This is a genomic window from Moraxella pluranimalium (assembly GCF_002014825.1).
Classification (GTDB): Bacteria; Pseudomonadota; Gammaproteobacteria; order Pseudomonadales; family Moraxellaceae; genus Moraxella; species Moraxella pluranimalium.
This window is the reverse complement of record NZ_MUYU01000035.1, coordinates 17,772-33,683: the sequence shown is the minus strand read 5'-3', so window position 1 is coordinate 33,683 and position 15,912 is coordinate 17,772. Positions and strand designations below refer to the sequence as shown.

General features: G+C 45.6%; 15 protein-coding genes and 1 riboswitch. Of the genes, 4 read left to right on the top strand and 11 right to left on the bottom strand.

Translation table 11 applies throughout. From position 1 onward, the window contains the following. Window positions 1-46: 46 nt before the first annotated feature. A complete protein-coding gene (ribBA, locus tag B0680_RS10220) occupies window positions 47-1,150 on the top strand; it encodes a bifunctional 3,4-dihydroxy-2-butanone-4-phosphate synthase/GTP cyclohydrolase II (RefSeq protein WP_078254995.1) in 1,104 nt (367 codons plus the stop codon). 89 nt (window positions 1,151-1,239) lie between these two features. Next, the gene (locus tag B0680_RS10215) at window positions 1,240-1,659 is read left to right on the top strand and encodes a YqaA family protein (RefSeq protein ID WP_078254994.1); all 420 of its coding nucleotides are present in this window, start codon (window positions 1,240-1,242) and stop codon (window positions 1,657-1,659) included. 2 nt (window positions 1,660-1,661) lie between these two features. Here B0680_RS10215 and thiC read toward each other — a convergent pair whose 3' ends face one another. Further along, window positions 1,662-3,551: a phosphomethylpyrimidine synthase ThiC gene (gene thiC, locus B0680_RS10210; RefSeq protein ID WP_078254993.1), complete on the bottom strand. Its 1,890-nt coding sequence runs from the start codon at window positions 3,549-3,551 to the stop codon at window positions 1,662-1,664. An 81-nt stretch (window positions 3,552-3,632) separates the two neighbouring features. After that, window positions 3,633-3,731, bottom strand: a riboswitch (TPP riboswitch). A 130-nt stretch (window positions 3,732-3,861) separates the two neighbouring features. Here thiC and B0680_RS10205 point away from each other — a divergent pair. Together B0680_RS10205 and B0680_RS10200 are read left to right on the top strand one after the other, a co-directional pair. Next, a complete protein-coding gene (locus B0680_RS10205; protein ID WP_078254992.1) occupies window positions 3,862-5,112 on the top strand; it encodes a D-amino acid dehydrogenase in 1,251 nt (416 codons plus the stop codon). A gap of 44 nt (window positions 5,113-5,156) precedes the next feature. Next, the gene (locus tag B0680_RS10200) at window positions 5,157-5,510 is read left to right on the top strand and encodes a RidA family protein (RefSeq protein WP_078254991.1); all 354 of its coding nucleotides are present in this window, start codon (window positions 5,157-5,159) and stop codon (window positions 5,508-5,510) included. Between the two features lie 112 nt (window positions 5,511-5,622). On the opposite strand, the gene B0680_RS10195 is transcribed toward B0680_RS10200, so the two are convergent. From B0680_RS10195 to gyrB, 10 genes are all read right to left on the bottom strand, one after another. Continuing rightward, the gene (locus B0680_RS10195) at window positions 5,623-6,906 is read right to left on the bottom strand and encodes a valine--pyruvate transaminase (protein ID WP_078254990.1); all 1,284 of its coding nucleotides are present in this window, start codon (window positions 6,904-6,906) and stop codon (window positions 5,623-5,625) included. Window positions 6,907-6,916: 10 nt separating this feature from the next. Next, window positions 6,917-7,498 carry a fused DSP-PTPase phosphatase/NAD kinase-like protein gene (locus B0680_RS10190; RefSeq protein ID WP_211271278.1) on the bottom strand — a complete coding sequence of 194 codons (582 nt, stop codon included), beginning with the start codon at window positions 7,496-7,498 and terminating at the stop codon, window positions 6,917-6,919. 104 nt (window positions 7,499-7,602) lie between these two features. Then, window positions 7,603-8,778 carry a type III PLP-dependent enzyme gene (locus B0680_RS10185; protein ID WP_078254988.1) on the bottom strand — a complete coding sequence of 392 codons (1,176 nt, stop codon included), beginning with the start codon at window positions 8,776-8,778 and terminating at the stop codon, window positions 7,603-7,605. Between the two features lie 178 nt (window positions 8,779-8,956). Continuing rightward, a complete protein-coding gene (locus tag B0680_RS10180) occupies window positions 8,957-9,202 on the bottom strand; it encodes a DUF1653 domain-containing protein (RefSeq protein WP_078254987.1) in 246 nt (81 codons plus the stop codon). After that, window positions 9,195-9,563 (bottom strand): FKBP-type peptidyl-prolyl cis-trans isomerase, encoded by a 369-nt coding sequence (locus B0680_RS10175; RefSeq protein WP_143821423.1) that lies wholly within the window; start codon window positions 9,561-9,563, stop codon window positions 9,195-9,197. Before B0680_RS10175 ends, B0680_RS10180 begins: the two co-directional genes overlap by 8 nt. Beyond that, window positions 9,560-10,045, bottom strand: a complete 486-nt coding sequence (locus B0680_RS10170; RefSeq protein ID WP_078254985.1) for a septal ring lytic transglycosylase RlpA family protein — start codon at window positions 10,043-10,045, stop codon at window positions 9,560-9,562. Before B0680_RS10170 ends, B0680_RS10175 begins: the two co-directional genes overlap by 4 nt. Window positions 10,046-10,240: 195 nt before the next feature. Then, complete coding sequence (locus tag B0680_RS10165) at window positions 10,241-10,579, bottom strand: hypothetical protein (RefSeq protein ID WP_078254984.1); 339 nt, start codon at window positions 10,577-10,579, stop codon at window positions 10,241-10,243. A gap of 113 nt (window positions 10,580-10,692) precedes the next feature. Next, window positions 10,693-11,472 carry a M15 family metallopeptidase gene (locus tag B0680_RS10160; RefSeq protein WP_078254983.1) on the bottom strand — a complete coding sequence of 260 codons (780 nt, stop codon included), beginning with the start codon at window positions 11,470-11,472 and terminating at the stop codon, window positions 10,693-10,695. A 144-nt stretch (window positions 11,473-11,616) separates the two neighbouring features. Continuing rightward, complete coding sequence (gene guaA, locus B0680_RS10155) at window positions 11,617-13,176, bottom strand: glutamine-hydrolyzing GMP synthase (protein WP_078254982.1); 1,560 nt, start codon at window positions 13,174-13,176, stop codon at window positions 11,617-11,619. A gap of 101 nt (window positions 13,177-13,277) precedes the next feature. After that, window positions 13,278-15,737: a DNA topoisomerase (ATP-hydrolyzing) subunit B gene (gyrB, locus tag B0680_RS10150; RefSeq protein ID WP_078254981.1), complete on the bottom strand. Its 2,460-nt coding sequence runs from the start codon at window positions 15,735-15,737 to the stop codon at window positions 13,278-13,280. Window positions 15,738-15,912: the final 175 nt, after the last annotated feature.

Below are 15,912 nucleotides of genomic sequence, written 5' to 3'. Positions count from 1 at the left end.
TATATACGCACGACCATACGCATAACAGACAGCTAGGTAAATTATTATGACAATGAACAGCATTACCGAAATCATCGAAGATATCAAAAATGGCAAAATGGTCATTCTCATGGATGACGAAGACCGTGAAAATGAAGGCGATTTGATTATGGCAGCAAGCCACATCACGCCTGAAGCGATTAATTTTATGATTACTCATGCGCGTGGGCTTGTGTGCTTGACACTGACCGAAGAGCGCTGTCAGCAGCTGGATTTGCCATTGATGAGTGATAAAAATGGCGCCAAATTCAGCACCAATTTCACCTTATCCATCGAAGCTGCCGAAGGGGTCACCACAGGCATCTCAGCATCAGACCGTGCCACCACCGTGCGTGCGGCAGTTGCGCCCAATGCCAAGCCGAGCGACATCGTACAACCGGGACACATCTTCCCCATCATGGCACGCAAAGGCGGCGTACTGCACCGTGCAGGACACACCGAAGCAGGCTGTGATTTGGCACGCTTAGCAGGGCTTGAGCCAGCATCGGTGATTGTTGAGATTATCAAGCCAGATGGCGAGATGGCACGCCGTGATGACCTAGAAATCTTCGCTAAAGAACATGGACTAAAAATCGGCACAATCGCCGATTTGATTCAATATCGCATGGCGACCGAGCAGACGGTGAGCGAAGTGGAGCATTTCCCCATCACCACCGAACACGGCGAATTTACTGCGTATCGCTTTAGTGAGTTTGGCTCAGATGATGTGCATTTGGCATTTGTCAAAGGTGCGCCGACCGCTGATGGTGTCAGTACCGTGCGTGTGCACAGCTTTAATCCGATGAAAGATTTGTTTGGCATTCATACCACAGGTAGCCACTGGACCATCCAAAATGCCCTTGCCGAGATTGCCGACAGTGAGCATGGTGTGCTGGTGTGGATTGGTCAAGGTGATGAGATGGGCATGGCAGATGCGTTCGATGCGCTCAAAAATCCTGCCAAACCCACGAGCCAAAACCGCCGTGCGCCGTATCAGACCATCGGCGTCGGTGCGCAAATTCTCAAGCATCTAGGCGTGACCAATATGCGCCTGCTATCTAGCCCGATTAAGTTTAATGCATTGTCTGGCTTTGATTTGAACATCGTTGAGACGGTGGATAAGACTGCATAATTTGCGCCATTGGCACAGTTTGACAGACCGCACTCAAGTTGGCAGTGCGGTTTTTGTTCGCTTTTTCACCCATTTTTATCATTGTCGGCATGGCCTATCTCAATCTCTTCTTATCCGCATTTTTGGCGGCCACCCTGTTGCCTGCACAGTCTGAAGCCATGCTTTTGTATTTGCTCGGTAGCCACCCTGCGTGGGCATTGATTGGCGTGGCAAGTGTGGGTAATATCTTGGGTTCTTGTGTGAATTTTTGGCTTGGGTTACATATCCATCGTTTTTCCCAACATCGCTATTTCCCATTTAAACCTGAGCAAATCACCAATGCTGAACGCCACTATCATCGCTATGGCGTGTACTCGCTATTACTTAGTTGGCTGCCTATCATCGGCGACCCATTGACGTTGATTGCAGGGATGATGCGTGAGCGGTTTTGGCGATTTTTACTGCTCGTGAGTATTGCCAAAACCACTCGTTATGCCCTACTTTATCTGATTTGGCTTGGTGTCATGTAGCCTTAGGCTTCATGATACAGCTTACTGCCTTCATTGTGATATTTTTCTTTCATCTCATTCATACCCTTTTCAATGTCTAAGCCCTTCGCAGAGCCTTCAGCGCTTTTAGCATAATCACGGACATTTTGCGTAATTTTCATCGAACAGAATTTAGGGCCACACATTGAGCAAAAATGTGCAGATTTATGGGCTTCTTTTGGCATGGTTTCATCATGCATATCACGCGCCGTATCAGGGTCAAGGCTTAAATTAAATTGGTCTTCCCAACGGAACTCAAACCGAGCTTTAGATAAGGCATTATCACGCACTGCCGCACCTGGGTGTCCTTTGGCTAGGTCAGCCGCATGAGCCGCAATTTTATAGGTAATAATCCCATCTTTCACATCTTTTTTATTTGGTAAACCTAAATGCTCTTTTGGTGTTACATAACATAGCATCGCCGTGCCATACCAACCAATCATAGCCGCTCCAATCGCAGATGTGATGTGGTCATAACCGGGGGCAATATCAGTGGTTAAAGGCCCAAGCGTATAGAAAGGTGCTTCGCTACATACTTCAAGCTGTAAGTCCATATTTTCTTTAATCATGTGCATTGGCACATGCCCCGGGCCTTCAATCATCACTTGTACATCATGTTGCCATGCACGGTGCGTGAGTTCTCCTAAAGTTTTTAATTCGCTAAATTGGGCTTCATCATTGGCATCTTGGATACAGCCGGGTCGCAGTCCATCGCCTAAACTAAATGAAACATCATAGGCTTTCATGATTTCGCAAATTTCATCAAAATGGGTGTAAAGGAAATTTTCTTGATGATGAGCCAAACACCATTGTGCCATAATTGAACCGCCACGGCTGACAATGCCAGTTAAACGATTTGCCGTCATCGGTACATAACGCAGTAATACGCCTGCATGAATGGTAAAATAATCAACACCTTGCTCGGCTTGTTCAATCAAGGTATCTTTAAAAATTTCCCATGTTAAATCCTCGCTAATTCCACCTACTTTTTCAAGGGCTTGATAAATCGGTACGGTGCCAATCGGTACAGGAGAGTTGCGAATAATCCATTCCCTTGTTTCATGAATATTTTTCCCTGTGGATAAATCCATGATGGTATCGGCTCCCCAACGGGTCGCCCACGTCATTTTGGCGACTTCTTCGTCAATGCTTGAGCCTAGTGCAGAATTTCCAATGTTGGCATTGATTTTGACCAAGAAATTACGTCCAATAATCATTGGTTCGCATTCTGGGTGATTGATATTGGCAGGAATAATCGCCCGTCCACTCGCCACTTCTTGACGGACAAATTCAGGGGTAATTTCGGTTAAATTTTTTGCACCAAAATTTTGTCCTGGATGCTGTCTAGTATCCACGCCTGCTTGCTGCCGCTGATTTTCACGAATGGCGATATATTCCATTTCAGGGGTGATGATGCCGGCTCGAGCGTAGTGCATTTGCGTAACATTGCGACCTGCTTTGGCTCGTCTTGGGTTGGTGATGTGGGCAAAACGGATATTTTCGGTGCGAATATCTTTTAAGCGTTCACGTCCAAATTGAGAGCTTAATCCGCTTAATTGTTCGGTGTCATTTCGTTCAGCAATCCATGCACCACGCACACTTGGTAAGCCTTTGTTTAGGTCAATGCTTACCTTTGGGTCAGTATAAACGCCTGACGTATCATACACTAAAATTGATGGATTTGGTTCACCGCCCAGACTCGTTGGCGTATCGGTTAGGCTGATTTCACGAAATGGGACTTGAATATCTGCACGAGAGCCTTGGACATAGACTTTTTTCGATGCAGGCAAAATGCGTGTTAAATCTTTGGCATCTTGCTCATGCTTTGTGATTTGGTCGGTCAGTGATTGGGATAGATTTGTTTGGCTCATCATAATATCCTTAAAAATGGCAAAAAACAAATCAAGCCATCAAAAATCTTATGATGAATAAAGACAACCATCGGCAGATGATTAAGATTTTGAAAACTTGATTCCTACGACAGTACGAACTGTATCAGGTTCAACGGATTGCTTACGCTCTCAGCCATGTCGATGGCACTCCGTCAAGTTGGATTTAGTATAACATAAAATGGCGATGCGAACAGGGCTTTGGATAAATTTTCATCACTGCGGTTTTTTGCTTGCTGTTGTCATTTTTCCTTGTTATCATATCATTGTTTTTTCGTCCTTTAAGGATATCCCCATGAAAGTATTTGTGCTGGGCGGTGGTGTGATTGGTGTCACTTCCGCCTATTATCTTGCCAAGCAAGGCGTGGATGTGACCGTCATCGAACGCCAAAGCAATGTCGCCGAAGAAACCAGCTTTGGCAACGCAGGTCAAATCTCCCCTGGCTACTCCACCCCTTGGGCTGCCCCCGGCATCCCGACCAAAGCCATCAAATGGCTATTCCAAAAGCACGCACCTTTTGCCATTCGTCCTGATGGCTCGTCATTTCAAGCGCAGTGGATGTGCCAAATGCTCGCCAACTGCAATGACAAATCCTACGCCACCAACAAAGCTCGCATGGTACGAGTCGCCGAATACAGCCGAGATTGCCTACAGCAGCTGCGAGCCGACACAGGCATCAGCTATGAGCATCGCACTGGTGGCACGCTACAGCTATTTCGCAAGCAAGCACAGCTAGACGCTGTCAGCAATGACATCGAAGTACTCAAGGACTATGGCGTGGCGTATGAGTTACTCGACAAAGACGGCTTGGCAAAAGTCGAACCTGCTCTAGCTCGTGCCAAATCCGAACTCTTAGGCGGTCTGCGCCTGCCCAATGACGAAACAGGCGACTGCAATCTATTCACTAAAAACCTTGCCAAACTCACCGAAAACTTAGGCGTCAAATACCTATTTAACGCCACCATCGATAGCATCAGCACCGATGGCAGCCACATCACAGGTGTCGTGGTCAATGGCGAGCCGATGACGGCGGATGCTTATGTGCTAGCGCTTGGTAGCTATTCTCGTGCGATGGCAAAGACACTCGGGCTATCACTACCCGTCTATCCTGTCAAAGGCTATTCACTCACCGTGCCTATCATCGATGCCGATAATGCACCTGTTTCAACCGTACTGGATGAGACTTATAAAATCGCCATCACCCGCTTTGATAATCGCATCCGTGTCGGCGGTATGGCTGAGCTGTCAGGCTTTAACTTGGGGCTAAACCAGTCACGCCGTGAGACGCTTGAGATGGTCTGCGATGATTTGTTTGGCGGTGGTGATTTGCCCAATGCCACATTCTGGACAGGGCTTCGCCCAATGACCCCCGATGGCACGCCAATCATCGGCAAAACTGACCTTAATAACCTATATCTGAACACAGGTCATGGCACGCTCGGCTGGACGATGTCATGTGGTTCAGGCAAGCTGATTAGCGATATCATCACCGAGCAGACGCCCGAGATTAGCCTAGAAGGGCTATCATTGGCACGCTATCAGTGATTGCTTAATTTATTAATAACTTCTCAACACACAAGGATATTTTTATGACAAGCATCCAAAAATTTGACAGCAATGAAGTACTCAGCGAAGTCGCCGTGCACAATGGCGTGGTGTATCTGGCAGGTCAAGTGCCTGATGATGACAGCCTAGATATCCAAGGTCAGACCCGTCAAGTACTTGCCAATATCGATAAGGCACTGGCACAAGCAGGCACTGACAAACATCATCTATTATCTGCTCAAGTATTTATCAAAAACCTAGCTGATTTTGACGGCTTTAACAGCGAATGGAAAGCTTGGGTTGCTAGTACGACGCCACCTGTACGTGCCACCATCCAAGCCGATTTGGTTAATCCAAATTGGCTCGTTGAAGTGATGGTCATCGCTGCGGTGAAATAACCACCATCCCCGTACAAAATATCCGTGCATCAGATGATACACGGATATTTTTTGGTCATTAGGTTTGGTTATTAGACACTTAGTTATTAGGCTTAGTTTTTAGATTTGGTCATTACACACCATCATACAGTCTGCGTACCACTTCACCAATGGTAGCAATGCCCTTGATGATGGTCTCATCATGTTGGGCGATGGATAAGCGGATACATTCTTTGGCGTGCGGATAATTAGTGGTATCCACCCCGACAAAGAAATGCTCAGACGGGATAATCAGCGTACCTTGCTCTTTTAAAATCTGATACAGCACAGTCGTTGAAATCGGTAAATTCTCAAACCACACCCACAAGAAAATCGCCCCTTCTGGCTTATGAATCTTGACAGGATAACCATCAAACTCCACCTGTAGTCGTGATACCGCAAGGCTTGCCTGCGTCTGATAAAATGGCGCAATCACCGTATCGGACAATGTTTTGATGCGGTCATCAGCAAATAACGGCGTCGCCACCGTCGCCCCAAAGCGTACCGGCGAGAGATTGACAATGGCATTCATATTGCTGATAGTCTTGATAATCGGTGCATCAGCGACGATGATGCCCGTACGAGTACCTGGCAGGCCCACCTTGGATAGGCTAAAGCACAGCACCGTATCACAATCCCACGACAGCGTGGTATCAGTGTAGATGATATTGGGAAATGGCATTCCATAGGCATTATCGACAATCAGCGGTACGCCGTATTTTTTGGCGATGGCGGTGAGCCTTGCCATTTCATCATCGGTCAAGACATTGCCCGTTGGATTGGTTGGACGAGAACAGCAAATCGCACCAATCTTGCCATTTTTTAATTTTTCTAAATTTTCTAAAGCATCAAAATCTACGCGATACTTAAAAAATCCTTCACGATCTTCATGTGTCACCAGCTCAATATTTGGTGGTACAGCGACAAAATGCACACCATCAATATGCACATCAGCATAGCCGACATATTCAGGCGCTAAGGGCAACAAAATTGCCTTGTCCGTCCCGTCATCAAACTGCCCTGCAAACAGGTTAAACAGATAAAAGAACGCATTTTGTGAGCCATTGGTCAAGGCGATATTGTCACTGGTCAACCCCCAGCCATAATGACGATTAAAAAACTCAACCAAAGTATTGATAAACTTGGTATCGCCTTGTGGATTGGAATAATTACCCACGCTATCAAGCGCAAACGCATCTGCCACCACGCTCTCAAGCGTCTGTTGATACACCGCATTGAGCTCAGGAATACTTGCAGGATTACCACCGCCCAGCATATTGACTGGCTTATCACTATTGAGCGCATTACCAAGATCATCCATCAACTGCAAGATGGCGCTGTCTTTGGTGAATTTTTGACCAAATTTTGAAAATTTCATAATTGACTCATTATTTAGAACTGATATTAGACTGCTTGGCAGATAAGTGCTCAAGTGATGCACGCACTTTGGCAACCGACTCTTCATCAAGCAGGCGATCGATATTTTTCCAGATACTATGATAACCAAAATTACCCTGCTGCATCTCTGCCTTAGCATCAGCGATTGACCAACCTTGATAAATCACCCGATACATCGCCACCACTATGCCGGTGCGATCTGCACCATGATAACAATGCACGAGCACCGCACCATCATCTTGAGCTTGACGAATGGTATATAGCACCTGCGCCAACTCATCAGGCTGGATTGACCACGTCAAAAGCGGCGTATTCACCAAGCGTATCGCCGTGCCGTCAAAGGCGCGCTTATCATCATCTCGATCAAAGAAACGCAGATTGACAATGGTGCGTATGCCTGTACGCTCAAGTAGTGCCAAATCCTCTACTGTCAGTTGTTCGCTGCGATATAGCCTGTCATCCACACGATAAAAATTCGCCGATGCATCGATCAATGTCGCCCAATGTGGTGGGTGTGTCATAGGTGTACTATGTGTCGTTGCACACGCAGTCAGCACACTTGTCATAGCCATCATCAGTATCAGCTTTGACGCAGTGTGTTTGGCAGTATATTTAGCTGGGCAACCGTGCTTATGACAAGTAGTATGTTTCACATGGAACAGTTTCATGTGAAACATCACTCAATGTATTTTACTTTGAGCGGGGGAAAGCCATTGAACTCCACCGATGAATACGAGTTGGTATAAGCGCCTGTGGTGAGCCAGTATAGCTTATCGCCGATTTCAAGGTTTTGTGGCAGTTTATAGGCGGCGTGTTCGTACATGATATCAGTGCTATCACAGGTTGGGCCTGCTAGGATGACTGTGCCTTTTTCGGTGGCGGTTTCCATTTTTGGGGTATAGACAGGGTATTTGATGGCTTCGCCCAAAGTCTCAATCAAACCTTGAAATAAGCCGACATCGGTATATACCCAGCGTGTCAAATCGGTGCGTGATTTGCGACTAATCAGCACCACTTCCGAGACCAACACCCCACTATCACCCACCATCGAGCGACCTGGCTCAAGAATAATCTCAGGCATCTCATCTTCGTCATAATCTTCAGATAAGTAGCGATGAATCTCTTCGGCATAGACCTTGACAGGGTTCACTTCGCTGATGTAGTTGGTTGGGAAACCACCACCTAGATTGATCATTTTTAGCTGAATATTTTCTTCGTATTTCATCCAGTCAAACATATATTTGACCTTGGCAAGTGCATCATCCCACGCAGCGACATCTTTTTGTTGGCTACCGACATGGAACGAAATACCATAAGGAATCAGACCTAAATTTTTGGCTTGTACCAACAGATCCACCGCCATATCAGGGTGGCAGCCAAACTTACGAGACAATGGCCATTCGGCGGTATCCGCACCATGCACCAAGATACGCACAAAGACTTTTGAGCCTGGGGCATTGTTAGCGATATTGATTAGATCTGCTTTAGAATCTGTCGCATACAGCGTGATGCCTTTTTTGAAGGCATACTTAACATGATCGGCTTTTTTGATGGTGTTACCATACGAGATACGATCAGGCGATACACCGCAGTCGAGCACACGATCAAGCTCATAGATAGATGCACAGTCGAAGTTTGAGCCTAGATCCGCCAGATATTTGACCACTTCTACCGCAGGGCTGGCTTTCATCGCATAGTGGATCTTCGCCTTGGGAAATAGACTGACCATCTCTTCATACTTGGTCTTGATACGGCTCAAATCCACGACCAGTAGCGGCGTTTCTTGCCCTTCGGCAGCTTGGGTGAATTTTTGCCATTGGGCTTGGTCAAAATATTGATCAATCTTAATCACGAAAGCTTACTCCTGTGGATATGGCTTTAGTTTTGTATGCCAAAATCTAAAAGAAAAAGCACCTTTAATATCGATATTTCGATGTTAAAAATGCCATTAAAACGTTAAAAAGCTTGCTATCAATATTATAGCAAGCTTTTGGGGTTGGGGCTATAGTTTTCGTGGTGCTGATGCACATTCATACATCATCACCCACATAAGCAAAGCGGGGAATATACCCATCACCCTGCTCAAGCATCTGTACAAACATCGCAAAGGGACGCACCCACAAGGTGGATTGCTGCACTTGATCACCATACAGCGGATGATACAGCACTAGCCATTCAAGCGTTTCGCTGTGGCGCACGACATCGATGACTTGGTATAGATTGCCTTTATAATGTCGATAGACGCCTTTTTGGATGCTGGGCTTTATATCAGTCATCACGAGTGCGCACTTCTAAGAGCTCAATCTCAAAATGTAGTGTCGAGTTTGGTGGGATTTTGCCCACAGCTCGCTCACCATAAGCTAGGTGTGCAGGGACAATCAGCTGTCTTTTGCCGCCCACTTGCATCGGTGCAACAACCGCATCATCTGTGCTAAAGCCAAGCACGCCCAAATCCCAGCCCTTAATCACACGCCCTGTGCCGATGACACACTCAAAGGCGCGCCCACGACTGATGGATGAGTCAAAGACCGTGCCATCATCAAGCTTGCCAGTGTATTCGGTGACAATCAGCGCACCTTTGACAGCAGTTTTGCCTGTGCCGATGGTGATGTCAGTGACTTCAATTATAGACATTATTCGGTTACCATTGTATTGCTAGCCAAAGTAATTGTGGTCGTATGGCTAATCGTTAATGGTGTAATAGCTGCAAGCGCTTGGCTAACTTTTTCACTATCAGCTTGATTTTGCGCAAGCATCGTTTGTGCATAACCCACATCAGCGCTATCCACAGGCGCAATGGTTACTCGAGCACGCCCTTGCCCCAGAGGTGCAATCTGTGCAAATGCGCCTTTTGACAAATCTAGCGCAATGCCGTATTTACTAAACCCACCACGATCATTCACTCGACAAACCACCGACTTGCCATTTGCAGTATTGGTTACTTGGAGCAAAGTGCCAAACTTATGGGTATTGCTAGCACAAGTCATTGCATTCTCATCAAAACGCTCGCCACTGGCTGTCTTGCGACCATGAAATTTGCCACCATAATAAGTTACCACACTTGCTTCAGCTGCAGTGAACGCCAATAAGGTAATTGCAATTAGTGCGAATTTTTTCATAAAAATCTCATTATTTGGTTAAGTTTTATAGGTAATTGCACAAATATCATAACCAAACTTTGCACAAAAAACAAGCAAACTTCTATCCATGGCTAAATTTTTGACAGTTTTATAACAATCTCTATTAAATGTTACTCAATTATTACAAACAAAAAGACCATCGCAAGGATGGTCTTTTAATGCGCAAGCTAGCAATTAATATACTTCAACATGTGAATTATGGATGACTACAGTAACATAAGGGTTGCCACGCACAATGTTACGGATGGTTGCAGAAGAAATATTGCTTTTGCGCACCTTAGCTTCAAATTTTGCACGGTTGCTTGTATTATGCAGGCCACACTCTGTTGAGCCAGAGTAAACACGGTTTTGACGCAAAATTGCCGCCGCTGATGCTTTGCTCACTGAGCCAGCTAGGTAGCTACCACTGCTGTTATATTTATCATCATCGCTGATATAAGTTGAGTAGCTGCAATATGCAAAGGCTGATGAACTTGCCATGGTTAGTAGGCTTGCAAGTAGAAGTTTTTTCATAATCCATCCTTAACTAGTGAAACCAGGTTTGGTAAACTCTATTATAATAAACTGGGAAAAAAATACAATAAGATTTCGAAAATAATTTAGCATCACCGAAAACCGTATCACAATCATGCTCGACAACTAGAAATCAACAATTCAGGGCGATATTCAAAGTGTGGCGAATCATAGCTTGCCCATTTACCACCCCAAATAAATCCATGTTTTTCAAAGATTCTTACCACTTGCTTAAGATTGTCATCGCTAATCAGCTGCTTAGGATAAGGACAAACCTTGTCTTCGGTAGTACAGCCATCCCAACGCCAATATTTATGCTGTCCTTGCGGCAATTGAAAATCCACTGCCACACCAAAGCTATGAACACTTAAGCGATTGGTACCTGCGATATTGCGCCAGTTGAACGTACCGAGCGACTTGGCAACATATTTTTTCAGCGCAGGATTTTGAGCAATTTCATTACCCACCTTCTCAAGCTGTTTGGCTGCACCATTTTTATGATTAAATTTCAGCTTGATATTACTCGGTTTCCAAGTGATGGTGGTAAGATTTTGTTGCACTTGAGCAGCAGTTTTACCATACATCTGCTTAAAAAATTCATCATTACGAATCCTGCCAGCGTCAGCATATTGCGCGGGCGTTACAAAATTTAATGGATAAGTCTGTGAAAGCTGGTCGGCGACACTGGCATTTTTTAGGCGGGTGGTGAATGGCTGTGACGATATCTTGCCCAAAGCCATGCTTGAGCCATTTTTAAAATAAATCGTGCCACCTGTAACCGAAGTCACTTCTTCATAAGCGGCATTCAAGCAATTACCAAGATTGGTCGGAGCAGCCATGGCAGTACAACTCATAAAGAGCAGTGTCAGTATTAAACTTTGTGTAACTTTCATACCTACCCCAAACAGTGTAATAAACTCTTAATTTATAGTAACACAATTTCAACCGATTGCAAAGCAAAATAAATGTAGCAACAATAAATAAAGACACCTTTTTAACCAAGGTGCCTTTACGGGTTAATCAACCAGGTTGTTCAATCATTCCCACTCAATCGTTGCAGGCGGTTTGCTACTCACATCATACACCACACGAGAAACATCTTTAATTTCATTCATAATGCGAGTTGAGATTTTATCCACCAATTCATATGGTAAATGAGCAAAACGAGCAGTCATAAAATCTACCGTTTCAACAGCACGAAGGGCAATCACCCATGCATAACGGCGACCATCGCCCACCACACCAACAGATTTTACAGGTTGGAACACGGCAAAGGCTTGGGCGGTTTTATCATACCAACCACTTGCACGCAACTCCTGCATAAAAATATCATCGGCTAAACGTAAAATATCAGCATATTCTTTTTTCACTTCACCCAAAATACGCACCCCTAAGCCTGGGCCTGGGAATGGATGACGATAAATCATATGATGTGGAATACCAAGCGCCACGCCAAGCTTACGCACTTCATCTTTAAATAAATCACGCAATGGCTCAACGAGTTCAAATGCCAAATCATCAGGTAATCCGCCCACATTATGATGGGATTTAATCACATGAGCTTTACCTTGTTTGCTGGCTGCTGACTCAATCACATCTGGGTAAATCGTTCCTTGTGCTAAGAATTTTACGCCATCTAATTTTCGGGCTTCTTCGGCAAATACTTCAATAAATTCACGTCCAATAATTTTGCGTTTAGCTTCAGGGTCAGTAACACCTGCCAATGCTGTTAAGAAACGTTGTTCTGCATCGGCACGAATGACACGGATGCCCATATTTTCGGCAAACATCTGCATGACTTGGTCGCCTTCATTGAGACGCAATAAGCCATTATCCACAAAAACACAGGTTAATTGGTCGCCAATGGCACGATGTAACAAGGCTGCTACTACCGATGAATCTACACCGCCTGATAAACCTAGCAATACTTTTTGGTCACCAATTTGCTCTTGGAGTTGTTTAATGCGTAATTCAATAATATTTTCTGAATTCCACGCATTACCGCAACCACAAATAATATGTACAAAGTTTGAAATCAATTCTGTACCTTTAGCAGTATGCGTGACTTCTGGGTGAAATTGTACGCCATAAAATTTACGGGTTTCATCACTAGCAGACGCATAAGGACAGCTTGGCGTGCTTGATGTTACGCTAAACCCTTCAGGTAAACGCACCACTTTATCGCCATGACTCATCCACACTTGAGATTGATTTTTTTCATCACCGACTTTGCTTAATAAAGCATCTTGATGGGTGATATTAATTTCTGCATAGCCAAATTCATGTACATCACCTGCTTCAACTTTTCCGCCTAATTGTTCAGACATGGTTTGGAAACCATAGCAAATGCCAAGCACAGGTACACCTAAATTAAACACAATCTCTGGTGCTCGTGGGCTACCTTCTTCATGGACACTTTCAGGCCCCCCTGATAAGATAATGCCTTTTGGATTAAAGGCTTTGATGTCCTCGATTGACATATCATAAGCATACATTTCAGAATATACGCCTGCTTCACGCACTCGGCGGGCAATCAGTTGGCTATATTGTGAGCCAAAGTCTAAAATTAAAATACGGTCTTGGGTGATGTTGGTCATGAGTCTTTCCTGCGATAGTAAAAGAATGATGGCAAATTATTTAAGGATAAATTATAAATGTAAAGCAATGCCCAACATCTCGTTGGGCAACACTGGGTAAATCAAGCATCAATATCCGCATTTAGGGCGTTTTCTTCGATAAAGATACGGCGTGGCTCAACATCATCGCCCATCAGACAGCTGAACAGATGGTCGGCTTTGATGGCGTCTTCGATGGTGATTTTGAGCATACGGCGATTTTCGGGGTCCATAGTGGTTTCCCACAGTTGTTCCTTGTTCATCTCACCCAAGCCCTTGTAACGCTGAACATCGACGCCACGACGAGCCGCTTGCATCAGCTGCTCCCACAGGTGATGAAAATCTTTGATGGCGCTGTCTTTGTCGCCACGGCGCAAAAATGCCTCTTCAGTCAGCACAGTATTCCACTCACCACTTAGACGCAGTAGGCGCGCATAGTCGGACGAACCCAAAAAGCCCAAATCCAACAGATAATGCTGTGGCAAGCGATGCATATAAATCGTCACTCTAGGTAGCCACTGACCTGCTTCAGACTCCGTACCTGTCATCTCGGCAAGCTCGACTGATGGCTCAAGTTTTGGTGCAAGTTCACGCAATTTGGCTTGTAGTGCATCTGCCCAAGCTTGCATCACATCACGATTGCCTGTGGCTGTGGCGTCAAACTTCGGCACAAAGGTTAGTGCATCAAGTAGCTCTGATGGATATTTACCCTGCAGGCGGTTTTTGACCACTTGGCTTTGGCTGTAGTCTTTGAGCAATTTTTCGAGCGCCATGCCGGTGATGGCAGGGGTATCTTTGCTCAAAAATAACTGATGGTCATCAATAGTCGATGACAATAGATAAGAATCGAGCGCCTCGCCGTCTTTGAGATACACCTCCTGCTTGCCACGCTTGACCTTATACAGTGGTGGCTGAGCAATGTAGATATAACCACGCTCAATCAGCTCAGGCATTTGACGGAAAAAGAATGTCAATAATAGGGTACGAATGTGCGAACCATCGACATCGGCGTCGGTCATGATGACGATTTTGTGATAGCGAATCTTATCAGGATTATATTCATCAGGGCCGATGCCTGTGCCCAGTGCAGTAATCAGCGTACCCACTTCGGCACTTGAGAGCATCTTATCAAAGCGAGCACGCTCGACATTCAAAATCTTACCCTTAAGTGGCAAAATCGCCTGCATCTTACGGTTACGCCCTTGCTTGGCGCTACCACCTGCCGAGTCACCCTCGACAATGAACAGTTCGGATAATGCAGGGTCTTTTTCTTGGCAGTCCGCCAATTTACCTGGTAAGCCTGCGATGTCTAGCGAGCTTTTGCGACGAGTCATCTCACGCGCCTTACGAGCGGCATCACGAGCACGAGCGGCATCGATAATCTTGGCAGCGATGGCTTTGGCAGCGGTTGGATTCTCAAGCAGGTATTCAGATAGACGCTCATGCATGGTGGTCTCAACCACGGATTTGACTTCGCTTGAGACAAGCTTGTCTTTGGTCTGTGAGCTGAATTTTGGGTCAGGGACTTTGACCGAGATAATCGCTGTCAGACCTTCACGAGCATCATCGCCAGTGACTTGCACTTTTTCTTTTTTGGCGATATTTTCTGAATCCATATAGGCATTTAGGCAACGAGTCAGCGCCGAGCGAAAGCCTGATAAGTGCGTGCCACCGTCTTTTTGGGGAATGTTGTTGGTAAAGCACAGCACTTTTTCGTTGTAGCTGTCCGACCATTGTAGCGCCACTTCCACACCAATGCCATCAGCGCCATCGGCGGTGAAATGAAAGATGTCGTTTAGCGTTTGTTTGCCACCATTGATATAATTGACAAACTCCGACAGACCGCCTTTGTGCTCAAATACTTCGCTCGTGCCTGTACGCTCATCGGTCAGCACGATACGCACGCCTGAATTAAGAAAAGACAGTTCACGCAGACGCTTGGCAAGAATGTCATAATCAAAGGTGGTCACACCCTTAAAAATCTCAAAACTTGGATAAAAACGCACCTGAGTGCCTGTCTGCGTCGATGGCTCAAGCTTGGCAAGCGGTGCATCTGCCACGCCATCAGTATAGCTTTGGCTGTGTGCATGACCGTCACGCCAGATGTTGAGCACCAGTTTTTTGGACAAGGCATTGACCACAGACACGCCCACACCATGCAGACCGCCCGAGACCTTATAGGAATTATCATCAAACTTACCACCTGCGTGTAGCACGGTCATGATGACTTCAGCAGCCGACACACCTTCTTCGGGGTGGATATCGACAGGGATACCACGACCATTATCCATCACCGATACCGATTCATCGTCATGCACGATGATATTGATTTCATCACAATGACCTGCCAATGCTTCGTCGATGGCATTATCCACCACCTCAAAGACCATGTGGTGCAAGCCTGTGCCATCATCAGTATCACCGATGTACATACCAGGGCGTACTCGTACCGCCTCAAGTCCACGCAGAACTCGGACATTTTTGGCGGTATATTCTGTATTTTGTGCTTCGACCTGTTGGTTTTGATCGATCGTTTCGCTCATGGCAAATCCTTCACAAGGTGCTTAGACTGGGCGGTATTTTTGCCCAAAATCATTAATAAAAAATTATCAGCCATTATAGCATTTTTTTTATTAAAAGTCACCGCAACTGCGATGGTTTCGGTAGGAATTTTTGTGCGATAACAAGTGTGGTTTGATGCACCAACCCCAACTTAAC